This is a genomic window from Pseudomonas sp. Irchel 3F6, from assembly GCF_900187595.1.
In the GTDB taxonomy this organism is placed as follows: Bacteria; Pseudomonadota; Gammaproteobacteria; order Pseudomonadales; family Pseudomonadaceae; genus Aquipseudomonas; species Aquipseudomonas siliginis.
Genome location: NZ_FYDP01000002.1, coordinates 522,915 through 547,600 on the forward strand (window position 1 = coordinate 522,915; position 24,686 = coordinate 547,600).

General features: G+C 60.7%; 20 protein-coding genes and 2 tRNA genes. 4 read left to right on the plus strand and 18 right to left on the minus strand.

Features of this window, described 5'->3' with window-relative positions; translation table 11 throughout:
- Window positions 1–143: 143 nt before the first annotated feature.
- From CKW30_RS08400 to CKW30_RS08415, 4 genes are all read right to left on the minus strand, one after another.
- Window positions 144–1,439 (minus strand): virulence factor family protein, encoded by a 1,296-nt coding sequence (locus CKW30_RS08400; protein ID WP_095180528.1) that lies wholly within the window; start codon window positions 1,437–1,439, stop codon window positions 144–146.
- On the minus strand, window positions 1,439–4,078 hold the full coding sequence (gene mprF, locus CKW30_RS08405; RefSeq protein WP_095180529.1) for a bifunctional lysylphosphatidylglycerol flippase/synthetase MprF: 2,640 nt from the start codon (window positions 4,076–4,078) through the stop codon (window positions 1,439–1,441). The genes CKW30_RS08400 and mprF overlap by 1 nt, the downstream gene beginning before the upstream one ends.
- A 279-nt stretch (window positions 4,079–4,357) precedes the next feature.
- Window positions 4,358–4,434: transfer RNA gene (locus CKW30_RS08410), tRNA-Met, on the minus strand.
- A gap of 217 nt (window positions 4,435–4,651) precedes the next feature.
- Window positions 4,652–4,728, minus strand: a tRNA-Met gene (locus CKW30_RS08415).
- A gap of 279 nt (window positions 4,729–5,007) precedes the next feature.
- Here CKW30_RS08415 and dinB point away from each other — a divergent pair.
- Window positions 5,008–6,069, plus strand: a complete 1,062-nt coding sequence (gene dinB / locus CKW30_RS08420; protein WP_095180864.1) for a DNA polymerase IV — start codon at window positions 5,008–5,010, stop codon at window positions 6,067–6,069.
- A 124-nt stretch (window positions 6,070–6,193) separates the two neighbouring features.
- On the opposite strand, the gene CKW30_RS08425 is transcribed toward dinB, so the two are convergent.
- The 4 genes from CKW30_RS08425 to CKW30_RS08440 all read right to left on the minus strand — a co-directional run bounded on the left by CKW30_RS08425 (window position 6,194) and on the right by CKW30_RS08440 (window position 10,966).
- The gene (locus tag CKW30_RS08425; protein ID WP_056783330.1) at window positions 6,194–7,147 is read right to left on the minus strand and encodes a hypothetical protein; all 954 of its coding nucleotides are present in this window, start codon (window positions 7,145–7,147) and stop codon (window positions 6,194–6,196) included.
- Between the two features lie 17 nt (window positions 7,148–7,164).
- The gene (locus CKW30_RS08430) at window positions 7,165–8,880 is read right to left on the minus strand and encodes a proline--tRNA ligase (RefSeq protein WP_024011894.1); all 1,716 of its coding nucleotides are present in this window, start codon (window positions 8,878–8,880) and stop codon (window positions 7,165–7,167) included.
- A gap of 129 nt (window positions 8,881–9,009) precedes the next feature.
- A complete protein-coding gene (locus CKW30_RS08435; protein ID WP_024011895.1) occupies window positions 9,010–10,569 on the minus strand; it encodes an AmpG family muropeptide MFS transporter in 1,560 nt (519 codons plus the stop codon).
- A 43-nt stretch (window positions 10,570–10,612) separates the two neighbouring features.
- Entirely contained in the window at window positions 10,613–10,966 is a 354-nt protein-coding gene (locus CKW30_RS08440) for an MGMT family protein (RefSeq protein WP_095180530.1), read from the minus strand.
- A gap of 165 nt (window positions 10,967–11,131) precedes the next feature.
- On the opposite strand from CKW30_RS08440, the gene CKW30_RS08445 reads away from it, so the two are divergent.
- Window positions 11,132–12,139 carry a DUF481 domain-containing protein gene (locus tag CKW30_RS08445; protein WP_041478069.1) on the plus strand — a complete coding sequence of 336 codons (1,008 nt, stop codon included), beginning with the start codon at window positions 11,132–11,134 and terminating at the stop codon, window positions 12,137–12,139.
- Window positions 12,140–12,258: 119 nt separating this feature from the next.
- On the opposite strand, the gene CKW30_RS08450 is transcribed toward CKW30_RS08445, so the two are convergent.
- Window positions 12,259–12,468: a cold-shock protein gene (locus CKW30_RS08450; RefSeq protein WP_002554837.1), complete on the minus strand. Its 210-nt coding sequence runs from the start codon at window positions 12,466–12,468 to the stop codon at window positions 12,259–12,261.
- 355 nt (window positions 12,469–12,823) lie between these two features.
- Between CKW30_RS08450 and dcd the strand changes: the two genes are divergently transcribed.
- Window positions 12,824–13,390, plus strand: coding sequence for a dCTP deaminase (gene dcd, locus CKW30_RS08455; protein ID WP_007940589.1), 567 nt, complete (start codon window positions 12,824–12,826; stop codon window positions 13,388–13,390).
- Between the two features lie 107 nt (window positions 13,391–13,497).
- Window positions 13,498–13,707, plus strand: coding sequence for a hypothetical protein (locus tag CKW30_RS08460; RefSeq protein ID WP_016771389.1), 210 nt, complete (start codon window positions 13,498–13,500; stop codon window positions 13,705–13,707).
- Between the two features lie 44 nt (window positions 13,708–13,751).
- On the opposite strand, the gene pdeM is transcribed toward CKW30_RS08460, so the two are convergent.
- From pdeM to CKW30_RS08505, 9 genes are all read right to left on the minus strand, one after another.
- Window positions 13,752–14,405 carry a ligase-associated DNA damage response endonuclease PdeM gene (gene pdeM / locus CKW30_RS08465; protein WP_371857537.1) on the minus strand — a complete coding sequence of 218 codons (654 nt, stop codon included), beginning with the start codon at window positions 14,403–14,405 and terminating at the stop codon, window positions 13,752–13,754.
- The gene (locus CKW30_RS08470) at window positions 14,402–16,891 is read right to left on the minus strand and encodes a ligase-associated DNA damage response DEXH box helicase (protein ID WP_095180532.1); all 2,490 of its coding nucleotides are present in this window, start codon (window positions 16,889–16,891) and stop codon (window positions 14,402–14,404) included. The genes pdeM and CKW30_RS08470 overlap by 4 nt, the downstream gene beginning before the upstream one ends.
- Before the next feature lie 195 nt (window positions 16,892–17,086).
- Window positions 17,087–17,851 carry an ABC transporter ATP-binding protein gene (locus CKW30_RS08475; RefSeq protein ID WP_041478066.1) on the minus strand — a complete coding sequence of 255 codons (765 nt, stop codon included), beginning with the start codon at window positions 17,849–17,851 and terminating at the stop codon, window positions 17,087–17,089.
- 12 nt (window positions 17,852–17,863) lie between these two features.
- A complete protein-coding gene (locus CKW30_RS08480) occupies window positions 17,864–18,982 on the minus strand; it encodes a succinylglutamate desuccinylase/aspartoacylase family protein (protein ID WP_095180533.1) in 1,119 nt (372 codons plus the stop codon).
- Window positions 18,983–19,010: 28 nt separating this feature from the next.
- Window positions 19,011–19,721 carry an ABC transporter permease gene (locus CKW30_RS08485; RefSeq protein ID WP_095180534.1) on the minus strand — a complete coding sequence of 237 codons (711 nt, stop codon included), beginning with the start codon at window positions 19,719–19,721 and terminating at the stop codon, window positions 19,011–19,013.
- The gene (locus CKW30_RS08490) at window positions 19,718–20,446 is read right to left on the minus strand and encodes an ABC transporter permease (protein ID WP_016771383.1); all 729 of its coding nucleotides are present in this window, start codon (window positions 20,444–20,446) and stop codon (window positions 19,718–19,720) included. Before CKW30_RS08490 ends, CKW30_RS08485 begins: the two co-directional genes overlap by 4 nt.
- Window positions 20,447–20,502: 56 nt before the next feature.
- The gene (locus tag CKW30_RS08495; RefSeq protein WP_041478063.1) at window positions 20,503–21,285 is read right to left on the minus strand and encodes a transporter substrate-binding domain-containing protein; all 783 of its coding nucleotides are present in this window, start codon (window positions 21,283–21,285) and stop codon (window positions 20,503–20,505) included.
- A 370-nt stretch (window positions 21,286–21,655) separates the two neighbouring features.
- A complete protein-coding gene (locus CKW30_RS08500; RefSeq protein ID WP_095180535.1) occupies window positions 21,656–23,344 on the minus strand; it encodes an ATP-dependent DNA ligase in 1,689 nt (562 codons plus the stop codon).
- Window positions 23,341–24,375, minus strand: coding sequence for a ligase-associated DNA damage response exonuclease (locus CKW30_RS08505; RefSeq protein ID WP_041478061.1), 1,035 nt, complete (start codon window positions 24,373–24,375; stop codon window positions 23,341–23,343). The genes CKW30_RS08500 and CKW30_RS08505 overlap by 4 nt, the downstream gene beginning before the upstream one ends.
- Window positions 24,376–24,686 lie beyond the last annotated feature (311 nt).

Genomic DNA, 24,686 nt, shown 5'->3' on the forward strand with positions numbered 1-24,686 from the left:
GAAGTGTGTAATGGCTAGATAATGGCCTTGGCGCCTTTTTCGCTCGGCCACACGTGAGGTTTCACTTGAAAATTAACTACTCGCGCATAAAAAAGCCCCCGCAACTGCGAAGTTGCGGGGGCTTTTTTTTAGGGCGTTTCAGATCACTCTTCAGCGACTTGGCTCGCCGCCTGGCGTTTCTCGATCAGCTCCACCAAGCGCTTGGCCAGCGCCGGATAGTTTTCATCAAAGTGATGCCCGCCAGGCAGTTTCACCGCTTCACCAACAGCAGTCTTGTCGGTGCAGCCACTCTCATCCGTCTCTTCTTCGCCATAAATGCACACGACCTTGGCCGCTGGCAGCTTGGCCATTTCCGGGCCGGTCGCGGCTTCTTTGCCGGCGTTGCCGAGCCAGCCTTCGACTTCGATTTCGAAACTGCCGGTGCGGGCGAAGGCGAGCAGGATGATCGCGTCGACGCGCTGCTGTTCGTTCTCTGGCAGGCGGTTGTAGATCGCCGGGAGTACGTCAGCGCCGAACGAATAGCCGGTGAGGATGAAGCGTTTGGTGCCCCATTTCTGCCGGTAGTGCTGCATCAGTTCGGTGAGGTCCAGTGCGCTTTGCTCCGGGCTCTTGTGCTGCCAGTAGTAGCGCAGGGTATCGATGCCGACCACCGGGTAGCCGATCTTGGCCATTTCGCCCGCCACGTCGCGGTCGAGGTCGCGCCAGCCGCCGTCGCCGGAGAGGAACAGGGTGACGGTGTCGTTGGCCTGACCGGCCGGCACTTCAACTACCGGGATCGCCAGGCCGCCGTTGGCCTTGTCGCCACCGACGAGGATTTTGCGCAGTTCGTTGTTCAGCACTTGCGACAGGTTGATGTCGTAGTCGCTGATGCTGGTTTCGGCGTTCGGCTGATCGCGCACGAAGCCTGCGCTGGCATCGTCCGGGTTGTCGTTCCACGCCACCAGCCAGTGGCCGTGGGCGGCGGATTTCGGCAGCAGGTGGGTGCAGCCGGGTTTTTCCAGGGCCAGATCGACGGAGACGGCCTGGGCCTTGTCGTCTTTCTGTTCCGCCAGCCAGCGCCACGCCAGCACAGCGCCCGGGCCGATGCCGCTGACCAGGGTGGCCGGGCCATTCAGTTCGCGCAGGCCCGATTGCAGGGCGCGGCTTTGCAGCAGGCAGTCCTTGGGCAGAATCACCTGGACGATCTGCGCCGAGGCGCTGCGGCTGAGGGTGGTCAGTTGTTTCTCGGAGAGCTTCTGGTCGTCGGTGACGGCCACCAGCACCTGAGCCTTCGGCTTGTTGCCGGGGATCACGCGGGTCATGGCCGTGCCATCGGCGGGTTTCAGTTGTTCGACGGTCGGTTCCGGTGCCGGACGTTTGAGGTACCAGTAACCGCCGCCGGCAATCACGGCCAATACCAGCAGGGCGGCCAGGATGTACTTCAGGGAGCGTTGAATCATCAGCGTTTCACCAATCCAGTCAAGCCGCCCGCGATCAGGGCAGCAGTATCGGCCAGCGCCACGAGCGGATCGAGTCCGGCGGGCACGGCCATATAACGGGGTTCCCAGTCGGGCTGGAACTTGTCTTTGAAGCGGCGCAAGCCTTGGAAGTTGTACAGCTGCTCACCACGGCGGAAGACCATCGAGCCCAGGCGCTGGGTCAGCGGTGCGCCGCGCCGGGGTTGCAGCCCCGACAACGGCACCATGCCCAGGCTGAAGCGCGCGTATCCGTGACTCTTATAGTGTTGAATCAGGCCGACCATCATGAATTCCATGGTCAGCTTCGGCGCTTCCGGGTGCGCGCGCATCAGGTCGAGACTGGCCAGATCGTGGCTGTAGGTCTCGAGCAGATTGGCGAACGCTACCGGGCGGCCTTCGAAGCGAATCACTGCAATGCGGAAATGCTTCAGGTAATCGTCGCTGAAACGGCCGAGGGAGAAGCCTTTCTCGCGCACGTTCTTGCCGGTCAGCCAGGCATCGGAGATCACTTTCAGCTCGTCCATCGGCGCCTGCCCCGGCTCATGGATTTCCAGCGACAGTCCATCGCGGGTGCCACGGTTCCAGGTGTAGCGCAGGTCCTTCATCTCCTTGCCCTTGGCTTCCAGATCGAAGCGCAGCAGATCGACCCGGGCTTCTTCGCCGAGCTTGATCGCTGTCAGGCCGATGTCCATGTAGTACGGCAGGTTCTCCGCGCGCACCTGATAGAACACGGGGCGGGTGTGATGGATGTCGCAGAGATCGCGGAACTGCCAGATCATTTCCGCGCGTTGCTGGCTCGGCCCGATCGGGTCGTACAGCGCCACCAGACTGCGGCCACGGCGGGCGTACATCAGGAACGCCTCATCGTTGGGGTGAAACAGCAACGCCTTGTCACCGGTCAGCGCGAGGCCGCCGTCGGGTTGCGACGAGGCCATGAGAATCTTTGCCGCGCGATCCAGTTCGTCCGGCGTCGGCAAGTGAATCACCGGGCGCGCCGTGCGCAGCAGCCAGGTCAGCGAGATGATCACCAGCAACACCGCCGCACCGAGCAGCGAGCGCAGACCGCGCGGCGCGTCAGCGTCGAGGGTGAACTGCCACCACAGCTGATGGCTGTAGGGTACGTCCTGGTAGGCGAACAGCAGCAACCAGGCCGAAGCGCCCAGCACGCAGAGACTGGCGACCAGATACAGCGGCGAAAACGGCAGTTCGGTCAAACGGCTCGGGCGATAGAAGGAGCGGCGGAACACGCCGAGCAGCGCGGCCGTAAACGTCATCAGCGTGGCTTCTTCCCAGTCGAAGCCTTTGAGTAGCGAGAGCAGGGCGCCGACCAGCAGCAGAATGGTGGTCAGCATCCACGCCGCCGACAGGCGTCGGCGCAGACCTTGGGCGAGCAACAGACACAAAACGCCAATCAGGCTGGCGCCGAAGTGCGAGGCATCGACCAGACGATGCGGGATCAGAAAACCGATGTGCTCCAGGCGCGTGTCGATCTCCGGGGTGGCGCCGGAAAACAGCAGCACCACGCCAGACAGAAACACCAGCACCGCCAGAACCGGCGCAGCCAGACCGGACGCCGCGCGCATGGTCTGGGATTGAAACAGGCGCTGGCCTTCGTTGATCAGCAGTAGTACGCAAGCGACCAGCAGCGGCAGCACCACGTAGATCAGGCGATACAGCAGCAGGGCAGCGGCCAGCGGTGCGGCGCCAAGCTTGTCGGCAAACGCGGCGAGCAGAATCGCCTCGAACACACCAACGCCGCCCGGAACGTGACTGAGCACGCCCGCAGCCAGTGCCAGCAGATACACCAGCAGGAACGGCGCAAACGGCGGCGCTTCCGGCAGCAGCAGATACAGAACGGTGGCGGCAGCCGCGACATCGAGGGCGGTGATCACCAGTTGCAGGAAGGTCAGGCGTCGACCCGGCAGGCGCAATGTCCGCCGCCCGGCACGGACCAGCAGATTGTCGGGGTAGGGTTGTTCCGGCAGACGACGGCGATAGATGCCGATTGCCAGCACAGCACCGAGGATCAATACGGCAGCGGCGACCGTGCCCAGCAAGAATTCGGACAGCCCCAGCGCTTGCGAGGCGGCGGGCAGGTTGCTCAGGGTGGCCAGCGCTGCCAGTGGCGGCAAGGCGCAGCCCAGCGAGAGGCTGGCAAACAAGGTCATGTGCGCGACTTCCGACGCACCGACGCCCAGTCGCGCATATAAACGATAACGAACCGAGCCGCCGGACAGCAGCGACAGGCCGATCGCATTGCCAATCGCAAATGCGGTGAAACCGCCGAGCGCGAGGGTGCGCGGCGGCAGTTTCACACCAGCGTAGCGGCTGGCCGACCATTCATAGCCGAGCAGAATGATGAACCCGACCACGGTCGCACCGATGGCGCCGAGCAGGGCAGGTTTGGGCACGTCCAGAATCGAGTCATGCAGCGCGTCGAGATCAAGTTCGGCGAGCAGATGGCGGCAGGCAATCAGGGCAATGGCAAACAGCAGCAACGTGACGGCCAGACCGATCGGCTGACGGTATTTGCTTAATCGATCCAGCCAGCGCAAACGCTCGGGTTTGATCGGTTGTTCTGCTGTAACGGTGTCTTGTGGATCAGACGAGTTGGCGCGCATCAATCACCTCTTGGATTGTGCGCGACAGGATGGAGGTATCCAGCCAAGTTACCAATCCCTGTAGAAAAAAATAATCACAAAATACTACGCCTCTCGTCGGGCATCGGCGAGGGCAGTTCCTGGATTGCAGAAACCCTGTCTGCGACTCAAGCATAGTCGCAAGTCAGTGGTTCTGATGATCCCCAGCGGTTCACTGCACAGTGACAGATCATTGTTGCGAAAGGATTTTTTCAACAGATACAAAAAAGGCCACTCTTTCGAGTAGCCTTTTTTGATGTTTGGTTGCGGGAGCCGGATTTGAACCGACGACCTTCGGGTTATGAGCCCGACGAGCTACCAGACTGCTCCATCCCGCGTCTGTGTGGCGGCATTCTACAGGCGAACGACGAGGTGTCAACCGCTAATCCTGGAATGGGCAAAATAACTGCGAAATCGCGGCGAACGGTCGCAGGTAATGCGTAAGTTTCGGAAATGCAACGAATTGCCGTTTCGCTGGCGATTGAGCAGGGCGCCCGTTTGCAAAACAGACGCGCACAAAAAAGGCCACTCTTTCGAGTAGCCTTTTCTGATGTTTGGTTGCGGGAGCCGGATTTGAACCGACGACCTTCGGGTTATGAGCCCGACGAGCTACCAGACTGCTCCATCCCGCGTCTGTGTGGCGGCATTCTACAGAGGTTCGCGAGTGTGTCAACCGTCGATCCGGATAAATCTGTTGAGGTTCAAGCGCTTAGCGTATTTTCACGGCGGGCGGCCGGCGCGCAGGGCAAGTGGCGCAAGGCTTTCAGCTCTATTGCGCGCTGATCTGTGATTGAAAAAATAAATTCATCGGAAATCTCCTACGGTCGGAAAAGAACATTCAACCACTGGTGCTATATACAGGTGCCAATGAGATACTGCCGCTCCGGCTTGCCACGTTGTCTTTTTCCGACATGACCCAGCGAAAAATCATCCACGTCGACTGTGACTGTTTCTATGCTGCCATCGAGATGCGCGATGACCCGCGTCTGGCCGGCAAGCCACTGGCGGTGGGTGGTTCGGCGGATCGGCGCGGGGTGATCGCCACCTGCAACTATGAAGCGCGCGCCTATGGTGTGCGCTCGGCCATGGCTTCCGGGCATGCATTAAAGCTGTGTCCGGACCTGACCATCGTCAAGCCGCGCATGGACGCTTATCGCGAAGCTTCGAAAGAAATTCATACGATCTTTGCCGACTACACCGATCTGATCGAGCCGCTGTCGCTGGACGAGGCCTATCTGGATGTGTCCGACAGCGCGCATTTCGGCGGCAGCGCTACGCGCATCGCCCAGGACATTCGCCGCCGGGTCTCCAACCAATTGCACATCACCGTCTCGGCTGGCGTTGCGCCAAACAAATTTCTGGCGAAGATCGCCAGCGACTGGAAAAAACCCAACGGTTTGTTCGTGATCACCCCGGATCAGGTCGAGGAGTTCGTCAGTGGTCTGCCGGTGAGCAAGCTGCACGGCGTCGGCAAGGTCACCGCCGACAAGCTCGGCAAGCTCGGCATCGTTGACTGCCAGCATCTGCGCGAGTGGGGCAGGCTGGCGCTGGTGCGCGAATTCGGCAGTTTCGGCGAGCGCTTGTGGAATCTGGCTCGTGGGATCGATGACCGTCTGGTGCACAACGACAGCCGCCGTCAGTCGATCAGCGTGGAAAACACCTACGACGTAGATCTGCCTGACCTGCGCAGTTGCCTGGACAAATTGCCCGAGCTGCTCGATACCCTGAAAACCCGCATGGCCCGGATCGACGGCAGTTATCGACCGGGCAAGCCGTTCGTCAAAGTCAAATTTCATGATTTCACCCAGACCACGCTGGAGCAGGCTGGGGCAGGGCGCGACCTTGGCAGTTATCAGTTGATGCTGACGCAGGCGTTCAATCGCGGCGGCAAGCCGGTGCGGCTGTTGGGGGTGGGAGTGAGGCTGGAGGATTTGCGCGGCGGGTTTGAGCAGATGGAGTTGTTTGAGCGGTAGATTCGCGGTGCCTGGCAGGGCCTCTTCGCGAGCAGGCTCGCTCCCACATTGGATCTGCGTCGTTCACAAATCCCTTGTGGGAGCGAGCCTGCTCCGGGCGGCGTTCCGACGAAGCTTCTAAGCTTTAATTCGGTCCCGGATCAGCCACTAAACGCCCGGCATCCTTGGCCAAAGACTTGAGAAACTCAGCCTGCAACTCCGGATCGTTGCGCGTCAGTTCGATCAGGCTCTGTTCCAGTTCGCTGGCTTCTTCTTCCAGGCCCAGCTCCGACAGGCGTTTGACCCGGTGTACCCACTGGCTCACCTCGTCATCTTCCAGATCGTCATAAATCAGCCCGTGCGCCTCAATCAACTTGCCGCGCAGGTGGCCGCTGAGCATCAGGGTCGAGTCGGAATGCACATCGTCCTTGGCGTCTTCGACACTGATCTGCAAGCGGCCGACATGGTTGAGGTCATGTTCGGCGAAAGGGCTATCGAGCAGATTCAAGCGCAGCACACCGTTGCGATCAGTGGTCATGTCGAATGTCTGCTTGCCGGCCTTGACCTGCACCGGTCGTTCGCTCCACGGCAGGCTCGAATACTCCGTGCGCTTGTCGCGCTGGACTTCGTCGATGCCCGCGAGGTTCTGCTGCGCACGACCATTGGACTGCACGTTCATGAACGGGTTGAGCCCGGCGAAACCGTAGCTCAGCCAATCCCGGGTGACGCTATCCGGCAGGTTACCGAGGGCAAACACGTTGACCACGTTGGCACCGACACCACCGACCACGGCCACCGCGCCCAGCGGAATCTCGTAGACTTCGCGCCAGGGTTGGTAAGGCGTGTAGCGGTCGTAACGACGAGTGACCTCGAACTCGGTGACTTCGAAAGTCTTCTGCTCGTTGATCTTCACGCGTCGCTGCGGCAGCTCGAGCACCTTGGGCTCGCCGACATCGATCTGCAGGCTGTGATCGAGCAACTTTCGCTCGACCCGCTCTTCGTGCTCGCTGCGTTGCGACATGTGATTGGCGCAGCCGCTGACCAGCAGGGCGCCGCACAGGGCGGCGCCACCGAGGCCTAAGGTGTTTCGCTTGAACATGACGTCTCTATCTGGTTTCAGCGGCGGATACGGGCCTGAAGGAAGGACACAACATCGGCCACCGGCAGCGCTTGCGCCTCTGCTTCGGAACGACTCTTGTATTCCAGGTTGCCTTCGGCGAGGCCGCGGTCGCTGACCACGATCCGGTGTGGAATGCCGATCAGCTCCATGTCCGCAAACTTGATGCCCGGGCTGGTTTTCTTGTCGCGATCGTCCAGCAGCACTTCGAAGCCGGCCGCCGTCAGTTCGGCGTACAGCTTGTCGGTGGCTTCGCGCACCTGCTCGGTTTCATAGCGCAGCGGTACCAGAGCGATCTGGAATGGCGCCAGGGTGTCGCTCCAGATAATGCCGTTGGCGTCGTTGTTCTGCTCAATCGCTGCGGCGACCACGCGGGAAACGCCAATGCCGTAGCAGCCCATTTCCAGGGTCACTGGCTTGCCGTTTTCGCCCAGCACTTCGCACTTCATCGCCTTGCTGTATTTGTTGCCCAGCTGGAAGATGTGGCCGACTTCGATGCCGCGCTTGATTTCCAGCGTGCCTTTGCCGTCCGGGCTTGGGTCGCCGGCGACGACGTTGCGCAGGTCGGCAACGGTCGGAACTGGCAGATCGCGCTCCCAGTTCACGCCGAAGTAGTGCTTGTCATCGATGTTCGCGCCAATGCCGAAGTCGCTCATCATCGCGACCGAGCGGTCGATGATGATCGGCAGTGGCAGGTTCAGCGGGCCGAGCGAGCCGGCGCCGGCGCCAATCGCGTCACGCAGTTCGGCATCGGAGGCCATCACCAGCGGGCTGGCTACGCCAGGCTGGTTGGCAGCCTTGATCTCGTTCAGTTCGTGGTCGCCACGAATCACCAGCGCGATCAGCTTGCCTTCTTCTTCGGCGTGGACGATCAGGGTCTTGATGGTCTTTTCAATCGGCAGATTGAATTTTTCCACCAGGGCGGCGATGGTTTTGGTGTCCGGCGTGTCGACCAGACGCAGTTCTTCGGTTGGCGCAGGGCGCGAGGTTTCCCGTGGCACCGCTTCGGCTTTTTCGATGTTCGCCGCGTAGTCGGAGCCGTTGCTGAAGACGATATCGTCTTCGCCGGACTCGGCCAGCACGTGGAATTCGTGGGAGCCGGCGCCGCCGATGGAGCCGTTGTCGGCTTCTACCGGACGGAATTTCAGACCCAGACGCGTGAAGATGTTGCAGTAGGCTTCATGCATGCGGTCATAAGTGATCTGCAGCGACGCCTGATCGGCGTGGAAGGAGTAGGCGTCCTTCATGATGAATTCGCGGCCGCGCATCAAACCGAAGCGCGGGCGTATTTCGTCGCGGAATTTGGTCTGGATCTGGTACAGGTTGATTGGCAGCTGTTTGTAGCTGCTCAACTCGTTGCGCATCAGATCGGTGATCACTTCTTCGTGGGTCGGGCCCGCGCAGAAGTCACGACCGTGGCGGTCTTTGATGCGCAGCAGCTCAGGGCCGTATTCTTCCCAGCGCCCCGATTCCTGCCACAGCTCGGCCGGTTGGGTGCTCGGCATCAACACTTCCAGAGAACCGGCAGCGTTCATCTCTTCGCGAACGATGGCTTCGACCTTGCGCATGACTCGCAGGCCCATCGGCAGCCAGGTGTACAGGCCCGAGGCAAGCTTGCGGATCATGCCGGCGCGCAGCATCAGCTGGTGGCTGATCACGACCGCGTCGGAAGGCGTTTCTTTCTGTGTGGCGAGCAAAAATTGACTGGTGCGCATGGTTGGCCGTTGTCGGTTGCTATGACTGGAAATGACGGAGCAGTGTACCGGCGAGTTTTGCTGACGTACAGAAGTGTGGCCGGCGGAAGGCGCCAGCGGCGGGATTCCTCCCGCCATTGGCGAAGCGTCCTACGATTCTTCGGTGACGGGCGTCGGTGCAGGCTCGGGCGTCGGTGTTTGTCCTTCGCGGCGGCGCTCCTGAAACCAGTGCAGCGCGATCAGTAGCAGCGTCGGCACGCCGAGCAGGGCGGTAATGAGGAAGAAGCTGTGATAACCGAACTTCTCGACCAGCACGCCGGAATAGCCGCCCATCAGGCGCGGCAGCAGCAACATGATCGAGCTGAGCAGGGCATATTGCGTAGCGGAAAACTTCAGGTTGGTCAGGCTCGACAGGTAGGCAACGAACGCCGATGTCGCCAGGCCCGAGCTGAAGTTGTCGAGGGAAATGGTCACCACCAGCATCTGCAGGTTCGGGCCCATGTCCGCGAGCATGACGAACAGCAGGTTGGTCGCTGCCGAAGATACACCACCGATAAACAGGATCGGCAGAATGCCGAAACGCACAATCAACAGGCCACCCATGCCGGCACCGACGAGGGTCATGATCAGGCCGAAAATCTTGCTCACACTGGCGATCTGATCCTTGGTGAAACCCTGGTCAATATAAAACACGTTGGCCATGACGCCCATTACCGTGTCGGACATCCGGTAAGTGGCGATCAGACCCAGCAGCAACAGCGCCTGCCAGCGATAACGCAGGATGAAGTCATTGATCGGCGTCAGTACCGGCGCCAGTCCGCGCCGGCCCATGGCCGACAGGCACATCCCCGTCAGCAATATGTAGAGGATGGCGCGCAGAAAGGCGCGGTCTTCGAGCAGCAAATCGAGCGGGCTCATGTCGCCGAACAGCACGCCAGCGAAATCGGTGTTGTACAGCTGGGTGAACATCGCCGGCACGGAGACCAGCAAAACGATCAGCACGAACACCGACATCAGTTGATGCATGAACGTATAGCGCCCGGCCTGTAACTGCGTGCGCAGCGGTACGGGTGGTTCACGCATGAACAGCGTGGTCAGCAGCGCAGGCACCATCAATGCGCCGAACAGCACATAGGTGCCGGTCCAAGCTGCGTGCTTATAGTTGAAGCCGGTGGAGCCGAAACCTTCGGCGAAGAACAGCGCGCCGGCGGTGGCGAGCAGGGCGGCAACGCGGTAACCGGACATGTAGCTGGCGGCAAGAGCGGCCTGGCGGCTGTCATCGGCGATTTCCAGGCGATAGGCGTCGACCGCGATATCTTGCGTGGCGGAGGCGAAGGCAACCACGACGGCAATGGCGATCAGCCAGGACAAATGCTTCTGCGGATCACAGAATCCCATGCCGATCAGGCCGAGAATCACCAGTGCCTGGGAGAGCACCAGCCAGGAGCGGCGACGGCCGAGTTTGCCCAGTAAGGGCAGGCGCCATTGATCGAGCAGCGGCGACCAGACCCATTTGAACGCGTACGCCAGGCCGATCAGGCTGGCATAGCCAATGGTTTCACGGGCCACGCCTGCTTCACGCAGCCATACGGAGAGCGTCGAGAACACCAGCATGTACGGCAGGCCGGCGGCAAAACCGAGCAACAACAGCACGAGCGTCGAAGGACTGGCATAGGCGGCGAGCGCGGCGCGCCAGGTTTTACGGGGCATGGGCTGAAGTCTGCCTCAAAATTGCGAAAACAAAGCGCGCACTCTAACCGCTGTGCTCTACCGGACGCCAGCCATGGCGCCGAATATCCACACGATTGTTCTGGACGGTGATGCCTTCCATGCGCAATCGCGCACGTTGTTCATCACCGGAGGGGCTGCCGACCGGCAGGCTGATGCGCCCGCCGGCGCCGATTACGCGGTGCCAGGGCAGCCTGGTGTCGCCGGGCAACTGGCTCAAGGTCCGCCCAACCCAGCGCGCGGCGCGGCCCAGCCCGGCAAGTTCGGCCAACTGGCCATAACTGACGACTTTGCCTTCAGGCACTTGCGCGAGTGTTGAGTAGAGTGCCGTGCGTCGGATTTGCGCATCGTTTTCGACGCTGTCGAGCGGGTCTTTCACGTACGCGGCTCCTGAGTATTAGCGTGATGATGGCGACAAGGGTAATCGCTCGTGGTGCAGTTGAGAAATGAACTCAATTGAAATAGTCCGGTCAGTCCTTGTCATGGGCAAAATCCTACGGATAATGCCGACCCTTTTCGCCAACTCTGAGCCTCCGATCTGCTTATGTTCCCCAGAACCCTGTTGTGCCTCGCTGTTTTCAGCGCGTCCACGCCCCTGCTTGCCGACACCGTCTGGTTGAAAAACGGCGACAAGCTGAGTGGCACTATCACGGTTTTCGACGGCGGCAAGCTGTTGATCCAGACCAAATACGCCGGCGCAGTGGCGATTGACTGGAAAGAGGTCAAGACCCTCGACAGCGATCAGCACCTGTTGGTGAAGCAGGACGCCTATGCCGGCGAAGTGTCGAAGTCGCTCACCGCGGCCGACGATGGCAAGGTCACCCTGGCTAACGGCGAGGCGCCGAAGACTGTCGAATTGGCGAGCATTCAGCAGATCCTCAAGCCCAAGCCGATCGTCACCGACCTGGTATGGAAGGGTAACGTCGATCTGGCGCTGGACTATCAGCGCGCCGAAAAGGACACCGACGATTACGACGTAGCCTTCAAGACTTCGGCTCGCCATGGTCGCTGGCGCCATACCGGCGAGGGCGAGTACAACCGCGAAGTGCAGGATACGGAAACCACCACCAACAACTGGCGCGCCGAATATTCCCTCGACCGCTTCCTTACCGATCAGTGGTTCTGGCAAGGGCGCATCAACTACAAGCGTGATCACATCGAAGAGCTGGCGCGTCAGCGTGTGGTCGGTACCGGTCCGGGTTACCAGTTCTGGGACGATGAGCTGGGTGCGTTCTCGCTGGGCTCGTTGCTCAACCGCACCGACTATGAATACCGCGATGGCAGCAAGGACAACTTCTACTCCGTCGCGATGAAGTGGGACTACAACCGCTACCTGATCGGCAAGAAGGTCGAGTTCTTCACCAATGGCGAAGTAGGCAAGCCGCTGTCGGGTGTTGCCGATTACGCACTGGATGCCGAGCTGGGCCTGCGCTACAAGGTCACCGACTGGGCCTCCCTCAACCTCAAGGCCGAGCGCGACATCATCAGTGGCACCAACGATGCGGATCTGAACAAGACCCGTTATACCGCAGGGTTTGGCGTCGCCTGGTAAGGGCAGAAACAAAAAAATCGCGACCTCAAGGGTCGCGATTTTTTTTGCCAGCGCAAAACAGGCGCCCACAAAAAAGCCCCGCTTTTAAGGGCGGGGCTCTTTTCTAAAGAAGCTACAAGTTAGATAACTTGTACTTCTTCAGCTTGCATGCCTTTCTGACCGCGGGTAGCGATGAAAGAAACCTGTTGGCCTTCTTTCAGGCTTTTGAAGCCGTCGGATTGGATAGCTTTGAAGTGAACGAACAGGTCGTCACCGGATTGTGGAGTGATGAAGCCGAAGCCTTTTTCATCGTTGAACCACTTAACGGTACCGGTTTGGCGATTAGACATGGTGTAACTCCTTGAACAAAGATAACTGCGACTCAGGAAGAACCCTGGCCGAGACTGAGTGCAAAGAGCAGGAAAAATTCTTGTAGATGGTTGGATCGAAATTCAACATATCGTGTAGAGATTCTCAGTGACACAAGCAACACAGTGACGCCACCTTAACCCTTTTTCCGGAACGTGCCAATGTTTCTTGCAAAGGATTCTGTGTTTTAGGGATCGGCGGTGCGACGGTTCGTCGCCACATCGCGTAAATACGGGGTGTTCGCCGAGAATTGCGTTGCGCACTTTGAACGAGACGACGCGCCCGGTAAGATGCCGGACAGAATTTTTCCACCTCGCTATTCAGGACAAACCCGCCATGAGCATCAAATCGGACAAGTGGATTCGCCGCATGGCGCAGGAACACGGCATGATCGAACCGTTCGTCGAGCGCCAGATGCGCGGCAGCGACGACAGCCGGGTGATTTCCTACGGCGTGTCGAGCTACGGCTACGACGTGCGTTGCACCAACCACTTCAAGGTGTTCACCAACATCAACTCGGCCATTGTCGACCCGAAGAACTTCGACGCCGGCAGCTTCGTCGACATCCACAGCGACGTCTGCATCATTCCGCCGAACTCCTTCGCCCTGGCCAGCACCGTCGAATACTTCCGCATTCCGCGCAACGTGCTGACCATCTGCCTGGGTAAAAGCACCTACGCGCGCTGCGGCATCATCGTCAACGTCACTCCACTCGAGCCTGAGTGGGAAGGTCATGTGACGCTGGAATTCTCCAATACCACCAACCTGCCGGCGAAAATCTACGCCAACGAAGGTGTGGCGCAGATGCTCTTCCTCGAATCCGATGAAGAATGTGAAGTTTCCTACAAGGATCGCGGCGGCAAATACCAGGGCCAGCGTGGCGTGACCTTGCCGCGTACCTGATCGACCATCCGACGGATGTCGGGAATTCTTTGGCGGGCAGACACTCTATGGGGTGTACTGCCCGTTTTTGTTACACACAGATTCGGGCCTTCACTGAGGAGTGCCCTATGAAGATCGACCCGCGAATCAGCGCTGAACTGGCAAGGCTTGAGCCCAATCAGATAGGCGTTCTGGCCTGGTCGTTACTGGCGAATCCGTCTTTGAGCCTGTCCGGCGGCGTGCCCGGCCAGCCCGATCCCGATACTCCCAACGAACAACCGACCGAACCAGGCGAACCGACGCTGCCGGACGAGCCGCCTCCGGCGCCTGTGGCCTGATCCACTGTCATGAATATGGCCCGTCAGTCTGATCGATTTGCGATCTAGCTGATGGGCCATATTTCGTTGTCGCCGATCACGAAGACTTTGCAGCTGTCGTCGCGCTCGACCTGATAGCCGCCGGTGAACGCACCGAATGCCGGCATCAGGCTGATGCGCTCACCAAGTCTGAAACAGGCCAGGCGCAGGCTCTGCCGACCTTTGCCGTGCAATCGATAAACCGGATGCACATGGCCCGCGAGCACGTGCCGTTCCGGATGCGGATCGGGCTCATGCTGCAGGGCGAATGGCCCTAGTAACAGCGGCTCTGGTACCACGCGAATATTCAGCGAGGCTGGTGGGTCGCCTGCGCGTTTATCGTGGTTGCCGCGAATCAGTGTCATCGGCAGGTCAGCGTGCCGTGCGCGCCACTCTGCCAGCGCATTCAGCGTGGCCGGGACATGTGAACCAGGCCCATGCAGAAAATCCCCGAGGAAGATCAACTGGCGACACGGCAACCGCGCCAGCAACGCGTCGATTACCTCGATGTTGCTCGCCGTCGTGCCATGCGGTACCGGCTGGCCGAGGCTGCGATAGGCCGCCGCCTTACCGAAATGCACGTCGGCGATCAGCAATGCTTCCTGCGCTGGCCAGTACAGCGCTTTCTCCGGCAGCAGCCACAACTCCTCACCGGCCAAACGCACCGGGTACGCACTCACGACGATTTCCCGTTATCAGCGGTTTTTTCCAGGTCACCAACCATTCTTCTGATCCTGTCAGCCAGTTTTTCCGAACTCATGCTCTCGCGCATCCGCTCCACCAGCAGCGGAAAGCCCAACGGTGTAGGACGTTTAACCTGATGCACGTCCAGTTTCATCTGATTGATGCGCTCCAGTGTCTGTTCCAGACGGCGAATATCCAGCTCTTCGCGTAGGACTTCTTCCCCAGCCTGGGCTAGCAGCAGGTTGTCGGCGTCATATTGTTTGAACACCTGGAAGAACAAGCCACTCGACGCCTGCACCTGGCGAGTGCTTTTTGGTGCGCCCGGATACCCGGCGAACACCAGCCCGGCGATCCGCGCGATTTCGCGGAAGCGGCGCAACGCCAGTTCACCGGCATTGAGGCTGGCCAGCACGTCCAGCAACAGGTCATCGGCGTTGAACAGGTGAGCGTCGAGATGCGTGGCCCAATCCACCGGCGTGGCGCTGAGCAGTTCCAGGCCGTAATCATTCACGGCAATCGAGAAGGTCACCGGCTGGCGCTGACTGACGCGCCACGCCAGCAGGCTCGCCAGTCCCAGATGCACTTGGCGCCCGGCGAACGGATAGAGGAAAAGATGCCAGCCTTCGCGGGATTTCAGTACCTCGGCCAGCAGATTTTCCGTGGTGGGCAAGCCGGACCAGCGTATCTGCGTCTCCAGCAGCGGCCGCAGCGCGTGCATTTCCGGGCCGTTGAACTGACCTTGAGCAGCGGCGCTGAAGCGCGTCACCACTGCTTCGGCCAGTTCGTTGGATAACGGCATGCGCCCGCCATTCCAGCGCGGCACGGCGGCTTTTTTTGCGGTGCTGCGTTTGACGTAGGCGGTCATGTTTTCCACCCGCACCAGTTCCAGCAGGCGCCCGGCGAAGAGGAAACCATCGCCGGGTTTCAGCCGCGCGATAAAGCCTTCCTCGACGCTGCCCAGTTGTTTGCCGCCGCCGCCCTTGCTCCAGAATTTCAGATTGATGCTCGCGTCGCTGACGATGGTGCCGATGCTCATGCGATGGCGCCGCGCCAGGCGCGCATCCGGCACACGCCAGACGCCGTGCTCGTCCGGCTCGACCCGGCGGTAATCCGGATACGCTGTAAGAGACATCCCGCCATGGCGTACGAACGCCAGCGCCCAGGCCCAGTCTGCCGCTGTCAGGTCACGATAAGCCCAGGCACCACGGACTTCTTCGTACAAGTCTTCAGGAATAAAGCCACCGCCAAGGGCCATGCTGACCAAATGCTGGACCAGCACATCCAGCGGCTTGTGCGGTGACAGACGCGGCTCGATGCGCCGCTGTTCGACGGCGTCGCGTGCGGCAACCGCTTCGATCAGTTCAAGGCTGTGGGTCGGCACCAGCGTCACCCGCGAGGTGCGCCCCGGCGCGTGGCCGGAGCGCCCGGCACGTTGCATCAAACGTGCGACGCCTTTCGCCGAGCCGATTTGCAATACGCGCTCGACCGGGAGGAAATCCACACCCAAGTCCAGGCTCGAGGTGCACACCACTGCTTTCAACTGGCCATTCTTCAACGCCTGCTCGACCCAATCGCGGGTATCGCGGGACAGTGAGCTGTGGTGCAGCGCGATCAACCCGGCCCAGTCCGGCCGCGCTTCCAGCAGCGCCTGATACCAGATCTCCGATTGCGCGCGGGTGTTGGTGAACACCAGGCTGCTGGCGCAGGCGTCAAGTTCGGCCACCACCTGCGGCAGCATCTTCAGACCGATGTGGCCGGCCCAGGGAAAACGCTCGATGGCCGGAGGCAGCAGGGTGTCGACTTGCAGGGTTTTTTCGCTTTTGCCCTGAACACTGACGCCGCCGCCCTGTGGGATCAGCACTTGCTCGGCGTGGGATTGATTACCGAGGGTGGCGGACACGCCCCAAACGATCAGTTCCGGCTGCCAATGACGCAGGCGGGCGAGGGCCAGTTGCAGTTGCACGCCGCGCTTGTTGCCAAGCAATTCGTGCCATTCATCCACGACGATCATGCGCAGGGTCGACAACGCGGTGCGCGCATCGGCGCGGGCGAGCAACAGAGTCAGGCTTTCCGGTGTGGTGATCAGCGTGGTCGGCAGACGTCGGCCCTGGCGGGCGCGTTCGCTGCTGCTGGTATCGCCGGTGCGCAGGCCGATGGACCACGGAATCTGTAAATCATCCACCGGGCTTTGCAGCGCGCGGGCGGTATCGGCGGCGAGGGCGCGCATGGGCGTGATCCACAGCACTGTCAACGGCTCGGCCGGCGGTTTGCGTTTGCGCGGTGTAGCCGCGGGCGGTTGCAGGCGGGCGAAGCGGTTGAGCGCAGCAAACCATACCGCATAAGTTTTGCCGGCGCCGGTGCTGGCGTGGAGCAAGCCGGACTCGCCGTTTTTCACCGCCGCCCACACCTGTTTCTGAAAGGCGAACGGCTTCCAGTCGCGGGCGCTGAACCAGGTTTTTGCAAAGTCGGGGGATTTCGCCATGCCGGCTGCGTGCGCTCTGGAGGTGTTGTTTCAGAGACAGCGAAGCGGGGCGACAAGTTTAACTTTGTCGGTCGATGGATTCCCCCTGTGGGAGCGAGCCTGCTCGCGAATGCGATTGCACATTCAACATTGATGTTGACTGATAAACCGCTTTCGCGAGCAGGCTCGCTCCCACACAGGGGTGGGTTGCCAACCTTATTTAAGATTGCCGCTGAGGAACTGCTTCAGGCGTTCACTCTTGGGATTGCCCAGCACGTCTTCAGGCGCACCTTCTTCTTCCACCAGACCCTGATGCAGAAACAACACCTGATTCGACACCTTGCGCGCAAAACTCATTTCGTGGGTGACCATGATCATCGTCCGGCCTTCCTCGGCCAGACCCTGAATCACTTTCAGCACTTCGCCGACCAGTTCCGGGTCGAGTGCCGAGGTCGGTTCGTCGAACAGCATCACTTCCGGCTCCATCGCCAGTGCCCGGGCGATCGCCACGCGCTGTTGCTGGCCGCCGGACAGAAACGCCGGGTATTGATCGGCGACCCGCGCCGGCAAGCCGACTTTGTCCAGATAACGTCGGGCGCGATCCTCGGCTTCCTGTTTGCTGCAGCCCAGCACCCGGCGCGGGGCCATGGTGATGTTTTCCAGCACGGTCATGTGGCTCCACAGGTTGAAATGCTGGAACACCATCGCCAGCCGCGTGCGCAGGCGTTGCAGTTCATCGGCGTCGGCAACGTGCATGCCGTGGCGGTCGGTGACCATGCGGATCGCCTGGCCATCGAGGCTCATGGCGCCGTCATTCGGTTGTTCAAGGAAATTGATGCAGCGCAAAAAGGTGCTTTTGCCCGAGCCGCTGGCGCCGATCAGGCTGATCACGTCGCCGGTTTTGGCCTTGAGCGAAACGCCTTTGAGCACCTGATGATCGCCATAGCTTTTGTGCAGGCCTTCAACGGTCAGTTTGTACATGGACGAGCATCCTCAAGGCGAAAGTAGGTAGCCGCTGCGATAGGCCTGGGCGCCCGCGACGTGGGCGATGACCATGCCGGCAGTGGCCATGCGCCGCAGCGAGCGCGCATACAGCAGGCCGGCGGCGGTGCAATGAATGGGGGTGACCTTGTCGTGGACCGGGTCAATGATTTCGGCGATCTGCTGCCCGGCTTCCAGGTATTGGCCGGGTGTCGCGCAGTACACCAGCAGGCCGCCAACTGGCGTGGTCACCGGTTCGACCCCGGCCAGCGGCGTGGCCGGGTACGGCAGTGGCGGTTGCGGCTTGGTCTCGCCGACGATGGCATCGAACTGGATCAGATAGTCGATCAGCGCCTGACAATCGCGGCTGGCCAGCGGGTGATTGACGTCGCCCTGGCCGCGCAATTCGACGGTCACCGAGAAGCTGCCCAGCGGAATCTCGAACTGCTCACCGAAGCGCTCGCGCAGTTGCCACCAGAGCAGGGTGAAGCACTCGTCGAACGATTGCCCGCCGGAATCGGTAGCGAGCAGGCTGGCCTGCGCTTCCATGTAGCGCGCCAAGGGCTCGACCTGTGGCCACGCCTCGGGCGTGGTGTACAGGTGCACCACCGATTCGAAGTCACAATGCAAGTCCAGCACCATGTCGGCATCGCAGGCCAGGCGTTGCAGGGTCAGACGCTGGGATTGCAGTTGTGTGGTCGGCTTCTGACGGTCGAGGGCGTTGCGCAGGCTGGCGCGGATCAGTTCGAGGTTGTGCTGCGCGTCGTCGTTGAGTTGGCCTTCGATGGCGTTGCCGATTTCTTCGCTGAGGTCGACGAACCAGCGATTGAAGTTCTGCCCGCTCTCCAGGTCGTAACGGCCCAGCGGCACGTCCATCAGCACTTGTTCGAGGCCGACCGGGTTGGCCACCGGCACCAGGACGATTTCGCTGCGCAGGCGGCCGGCAGCTTCCAGTTCGGCCAGACGCTGTTTCAGGTGCCAGGCGACCAGCATGCCCGGCAGTTCGTCAGCGTGCAGCGACGCCTGGATGTAAACCTTGCCCTTGGCCTGCGGTGGGCCGAAGTAGAAGCTGTGAATCTGCCGTGCGGTCCCCGGCAGCGGGGCCAGCAAGTCATGGATCTGGTGGCGCATTGTTATCTCTTTATTTTTGAAACCAGTGCTAGTTAGTCGGCCCGAGGAAGGCCAGCCAGCGGCGTTCGGCGAGGCGGAACAGACCGACCAGCGCAAAAGTAATGGTCAGGTAGATCAGCGCGGCAATGCCGAATGACTGGAAGGTCAGGAAGGTCGCCGAGTTGGCATCCCGCGCGACTTTCAGGATATCGGGAATGGTCGCGGTGAACGCCACGGTGGTCGAGTGCAGCATCAGGATCACTTCGTTGCTGTAGTAGGGCAACGAACGGCGCAATGCCGACGGCATGATCACGTAGGCATACAGCTTCCAGCCGGTCAGGCCATAAGCCTTGGCCGCTTCGACTTCGCCATGGTTCATGCTGCGAATCGCCCCGGCAAAAATCTCCGTGGTGTACGCGCAGGTATTGAGAGCGAAGGCGAGGATCGTGCAGTTCATCGCGTCGCGAAAGAAGCTGTCGAGGATCGGCTGCTCGCGCACGGCGGCGAGGCTGTAGATGCCGGTGTAGCAGATCAGCAACTGGATATACAGCGGCGTGCCCCGGAACAGGTAGGTGTAGAACTGCACCGGCCAACGGACGTAGAAGTGCGGCGAGACGCGGGCAATCGACAGCGGAATCGAGACGACGAAGCCGATGCAGATCGACGCGGTCAGCAGCCACATCGTCATCGCCAGCCCGGTGATGTTCTGGCCGTCGGTATAAAGGAAGGCGCGCCAATATTCCTGGAGAAGTTCGATCATCGTACGGCCTCCCGGGCACCGGCGGCGTAGCGGCGTTCGAGCCAGCGCAGGATGAAGTTCGAAGCACTGGTGATCAGCAGATAAATCAAGGCGGCGAGGACCAGAAAGTAGAACAGTTGATAGGTGCTTTTACCGGCGTCCTGGGCAGCCTTGACCAGATCGGCGAGGCCAATGATCGACACCAGCGCGGTGGCCTTGAGCATGACCATCCAGTTGTTGCCGATGCCCGGCAAAGCGAAGCGCATCATTTGCGGAAACACCACGAAGCGAAAACGCTGGCCACGTTTGAGGCCATACGCGGTGGCGGCTTCGACCTGGCCACGCGGCACCGCGAGGATGGCGCCACGGAAGGTCTCGGTGAAATACGCGCCATAAATGAAGCCCAGCGTCAGCACGCCGGCGCTGAACGGGTCGATTTCAATATATTCCCATTCCATATAGTCGGTCAGCGACGTCAGCCAGGTTTGCAGGCTGTAGAAGATCAACAGCATCAGCACGAGATCCGGCACGCCGCGAATCAGCGTGGTGTAGAGCTGCGCGGGCAGGCGCACCAGTTTGACTTTCGACAGTTTGGCACTGGCGCCGAGCAGGCCGAGCAACACGGCCACCAGCAGCGACATCGCCGATAATTTGATGGTCATCCAGGTGCCTTGCAGCAGCAACGGGCCGAAGCCCTGCAGACTGAACGAGGCCAGCCCCAGATTTTGCAGGAGGGTTTCAAACATAAATCAGCAACCTGAGCGGATGGAAAAGGCGCCCATCGAGGATGGGCGCCGGAGCATTATTTGCCGCTGTACAGATTCAGGTCACCAAAGTGTTTCTTTTGAATCTCGGCGTATTTGCCGTCGTCGTGTAACGCTTTGATACCTTTATCCAAAAGTGCTTTCAGCTCAGTGTTACCTTTCTTGATACCGACAGCGGTTTTGGCTGGCAGCAATTCGCTGTCGACCGGCTGGCTGATTTCATAATCAGCGCCTTTTGGCGACTTCAGAAAGCCCAGTTCGGCTTGCAGCATGTCCTGGATACCGGCGTCGAGACGACCGGAGGTCAGGTCGGAATACACCTGATCCTGGTTCTGATAGGCCTGGGTTTTCACGCCAGCCTTGTCCAGCACGGCTTTGGCGTAGGCTTCCTGAATGGTGCCTTGCTCGTAACCGACGGTTTTGCCCTTGAGTGAAGTGACGTCGGCGGTGATGCCGGAGCCTTTCTTGAACACGTAAGCGGTCGGGCCGGAAAACAGTTCGCTGGAGAAGTCGATGACCTTCTCGCGAGCCGGGGTCACGGTCATCGACGAGATCACACCGTCGAACTTGTTGGCCTTGAGGCCCGGAATCATGCCGTCGAAATCGCTTTCGACCCATTTGCACTTGACCTTCAGTTCGGCGCAGATCGCGTTGCCCAGATCGATATCGAACCCGACCAGGCTGCCATCGGCCGCTTTCGACTCGAACGGTGCGTACGAAGGGTCAACGCCAAAGCGCAGCTCTTTGTATTCCTTGGCCAGCGCGGAGCCGGCGGCCATGCACAACGCCAGTGCAGAAAGGGTCAGCAATGCTTTTTTCATTATTCAATCCCTAAGAACCAATATGAGCGCTTGTGGCGCAGAATTATTGTTACTGCAACGCTTACGACCTATAGAAAGTAGCAATTTCCGAACCAGAGTGCCGAACAGGTGTTTTAAAAGGTCGAGTGCAGAGAGGCAAGGGTAGTTGAATGCACGGAAACGGGCATTGCTGTTTGCATGCACTGTTTCGGTTCAAACGCGTAGCTCAGAGCAGGGAAAAACTGTGGCGAGGGATTTGTCCCCGATCGGCTGCGCAGCAGTCGCAAAAACCTGAGTGCACGATTTCAGGTGGGAATTGCTGGGGGCCGCTGCGCAGCCCAGCGGGGATAAATCCCCTCGCCACAGGGTTCTGCGATGTGTCGAGAATGAATCAGGCCAATAAGTCTTGCAGGGTAGCGAGGCTGTCCGCTTCTTCGACGGTCTTGTCCTTGCGCCAGCGCAGCATGCGCGGGAAACGCACGGCGATGCCGCTCTTGTGCCGGCGCGACAGGGCGATGCCTTCGAAGCCGAGTTCGAACACCAGGCTCGGCTTGACGCTGCTGACCGGGCCGAATTTCTCCACGGTAGTCTTGCGCACGATGCTGTCGACCTGGCGCATCTCTTCATCGGTCAGCCCCGAATACGCCTTGGCGAACGGTACCAGCGAGCGTTGACTGGATTCCGGCGGGCCGTCCCACACCGCGAAGGTGTAATCGCTGTACAGACTGGCGCGACGACCGTGTCCGCGCTGGGCATAAATCAGTACCGCGTCGACGCTGAACGGGTCGACCTTCCACTTCCACCACACGCCCATGTCCTTGGTCCGGCCGACGCCATACAGCGAATCGCGCGCCTTGAGCATCATGCCTTCGACGCCGAGTTTGCGTGACGCTTCGCGCTGGCGGCCGAGGTCGAGCCAGTCTTCGCCGGTCAATACGGGGGAGGGCAGCAGTACCGGGCTGTTGCAGCGCGCGATGACTTCCTCGAGTTGCGCCCGTCGCTTGACCTGCGGCTGGTTGCGCCAGTCCTCGCCCTGCCATTCCAGCAGGTCGTAGGCCAGCACTACCACCGGCACTTCTTCGAGAATCTTCTTGTCGAGCGTCTTGCGACCGATGCGTTGTTGCAGCAGGGCAAACGGTTGCACGGCCGGCGGTTCATCGGATTGCGGATCGAAGGCATCTTCAGTAGTCGGATGGGTGCTCTTCCACACGACGATTTCGCCGTCGATCACCGTGCCGTCAGGCAAGCCATGCACCAGCACATCGAATTCAGGGAAGCGCTCGGTCACCAATTCCTCGCCGCGCGACCACACCCACAGCTTGCCGTCGCGCTTGACAACTTGCGCGCGGATACCGTCCCACTTCCATTCCACCTGCCAGTCGCTGGCGGGGCCGAGCAGGGCTTCGAATTCCTCGACCGGTTGCGCCAAGGCGTGGGCAAGAAAGAACGGGTAGGGCTGGCCGCCGCGCTGGGCATGTTCGTCTGCGGATTCCGGGGCGATGAGTTTCAGGTAACTCGCGGCGTTGGGCCGGTTCGACAGATCGGTGTAACCGACCAGGCGCTGGGCCACGCGTTTGCTGTCGAGGCCGGCCATCGACGCCAGGGCGCGAGTGACCAGCAACTTCGACACGCCGACGCGGAAACTGCCGGTGATCAGCTTGATGCACAGCATCAGGCTCGGCCGATCCAGTTGCGCCCACAACATCGGCAGTTGGCGCGCCAGATATTCCGGGGTTTCACCGCGAAGTGGCAGCAGCTTGTCTTCGATCCATTCGGCTAGACCGGCCTCGGAGCTGTGAGGATTTTCCGGCAGCACCAGAGAAATGGTCTCGGCCAGATCGCCGACGGCTTGGTAGCTTTCTTCGAACAGCCATGGCTCCAGTCCCGAAACTTCGACCGCCAGCTCTCGGAGTATGCGCACCGGTACCAGTTGCCGAGGCCGACCACCGGAGAGGAAATACACCGCCCACGCGGCATCTGCTGGCGCGGCCTGTGCGAAGTACACCTGCATCGCCGCCAGCTTGGCGTTGCTCGACGTGGTGGCGTCGAGTTCGGCATATAACTCGGCGAACGCTTTCATGGGGACGTCTCGGCAACGGTGGGTTCGGTGGCGATGTTGTCGTCTTCGTCATCGCCGTATTCAGTGGTGAAGCCTTGTGCATCAAGACCCTGTTCGCGCAGATGACGTACGAGCACGCCGATCGAGCCATGAGTGACCATCACCCGCTCCGCGCCGGTCTGGTTGATCGCCCAGAGCAGGCCGGGCCAGTCGGCGTGGTCGGAGAGGACGAAGCCGCGATCGACGCCGCGCCGCCGCCGGGTCCCGCGCAAGCGCATCCAGCCGCTGGCGAAGGCATCGCTGAAGTCGCCAAAACGGCGCATCCACGTGCTGCCGCCCGCCGATGGCGGAGCAATGACCAGCGCCTGGCGCATGATCGGATCGCTTTTTTTCACGTCGCCTGCGTAAATCGTCGGCGGCAGGTATACGCCGGCATCGCGGTAGACGCGGTTCAACGGTTCGACTGCGCCGTGGCTGAGGATCGGCCCGAGGGTTTCGTCGATGCCGTGGAGGATGCGTTGGGCCTTGCCGAAGGAGTAGCAGAACAGCACGCTGGCCTTGCCGGCGGCGATATTGGCCGCCCACCACTGATTGATCTCGGCGAAGATCTGCGCCTGCGGCTGCCAGCGGTAGATAGGCAGGCCGAAGGTCGATTCGGTGATGAAGGTGTGGCAGCGCACCGGTTCGAATGGGGCGCACGTGCCATCCGGCTCGACCTTGTAATCCCCCGACGCGACCCAGACTTCGCCGCCGTATTCCAGGCGCACCTGCGCCGAACCGAGGACATGCCCGGCGGGGTGAAAGCTCAGGGTCACGCCGTGATGGGTCAGGCGTTGGCCGTAATCAAGGGTTTGCAACTGGATGTCCTGACCCAGGCGCGCGCGCAGAATCCCGGCGCTGGCGCTGCTCGACAGGTAGTGCTGATTACCGGTGCGCGCGTGATCGCCATGGGCATGGGTGATCACCGAACGCTCGACCGGCCGCCACGGATCGATATAGAAATCTCCGGCGGGGCAGTAGAGACCTTCAGGTCGGGCAATAACAAGATCCATGTCGTGACCGGAATGGGGGGCTTGTTAGCTATGAGGCGGGCGTGAGGCTGGAAGTTCGATCGGCTTTGAAGCGCTACCCTCACCCCAGCCCTCTCCCAGAGGGAGAGGGGGCCGACCGAGGTGTCTGGTGAGGTACATCGACCTGGGGGACCGAGTTGAATATGGATCCGGCACAGCCTTGAGCCTGATCCAACGTTGGATTCACCTCGCTTTGTAGAGGGGCCGACCGAGGTGTCTGGTGAGGTACATCGACCTGGGGGACCGAGTTGAATATGGATCCGGCACAGCCTTGAGCCTGATCCAACGTTGGA

Excerpts from the sequence above, each read along its gene's own strand:
- CKW30_RS08425 (WP_056783330.1), bottom strand. The coding sequence starts at position 7,147 with ATGTTCAAGCGAAACACCTTAGGCCTCGGTGGCGCCGCCCTGTGCGGC.
- dinB (WP_095180864.1), top strand. The coding sequence starts at position 5,008 with ATGACCCAGCGAAAAATCATCCACGTCGACTGTGACTGTTTCTATGCT.
- CKW30_RS08450 (WP_002554837.1), bottom strand. The coding sequence starts at position 12,468 with ATGTCTAATCGCCAAACCGGTACCGTTAAGTGGTTCAACGATGAAAAA.
- CKW30_RS08475 (WP_041478066.1), bottom strand. The coding sequence starts at position 17,851 with ATGTACAAACTGACCGTTGAAGGCCTGCACAAAAGCTATGGCGATCAT.
- CKW30_RS08460 (WP_016771389.1), top strand. The coding sequence starts at position 13,498 with ATGAAGATCGACCCGCGAATCAGCGCTGAACTGGCAAGGCTTGAGCCC.
- CKW30_RS08485 (WP_095180534.1), bottom strand. The coding sequence starts at position 19,721 with ATGATCGAACTTCTCCAGGAATATTGGCGCGCCTTCCTTTATACCGAC.
- dcd (WP_007940589.1), top strand. The coding sequence starts at position 12,824 with ATGAGCATCAAATCGGACAAGTGGATTCGCCGCATGGCGCAGGAACAC.
- CKW30_RS08495 (WP_041478063.1), bottom strand. The coding sequence starts at position 21,285 with ATGAAAAAAGCATTGCTGACCCTTTCTGCACTGGCGTTGTGCATGGCC.
- CKW30_RS08500 (WP_095180535.1), bottom strand. The coding sequence starts at position 23,344 with ATGAAAGCGTTCGCCGAGTTATATGCCGAACTCGACGCCACCACGTCG.
- CKW30_RS08400 (WP_095180528.1), bottom strand. The coding sequence starts at position 1,439 with ATGATTCAACGCTCCCTGAAGTACATCCTGGCCGCCCTGCTGGTATTG.
- CKW30_RS08490 (WP_016771383.1), bottom strand. The coding sequence starts at position 20,446 with ATGTTTGAAACCCTCCTGCAAAATCTGGGGCTGGCCTCGTTCAGTCTG.
- CKW30_RS08435 (WP_024011895.1), bottom strand. The coding sequence starts at position 10,569 with ATGCCCCGTAAAACCTGGCGCGCCGCGCTCGCCGCCTATGCCAGTCCT.
- CKW30_RS08430 (WP_024011894.1), bottom strand. The coding sequence starts at position 8,880 with ATGCGCACCAGTCAATTTTTGCTCGCCACACAGAAAGAAACGCCTTCC.
- CKW30_RS08445 (WP_041478069.1), top strand. The coding sequence starts at position 11,132 with ATGTTCCCCAGAACCCTGTTGTGCCTCGCTGTTTTCAGCGCGTCCACG.
- CKW30_RS08480 (WP_095180533.1), bottom strand. The coding sequence starts at position 18,982 with ATGCGCCACCAGATCCATGACTTGCTGGCCCCGCTGCCGGGGACCGCA.
- CKW30_RS08505 (WP_041478061.1), bottom strand. The coding sequence starts at position 24,375 with ATGGATCTTGTTATTGCCCGACCTGAAGGTCTCTACTGCCCCGCCGGA.
- mprF (WP_095180529.1), bottom strand. The coding sequence starts at position 4,078 with ATGCGCGCCAACTCGTCTGATCCACAAGACACCGTTACAGCAGAACAA.
- CKW30_RS08470 (WP_095180532.1), bottom strand. The coding sequence starts at position 16,891 with ATGGCGAAATCCCCCGACTTTGCAAAAACCTGGTTCAGCGCCCGCGAC.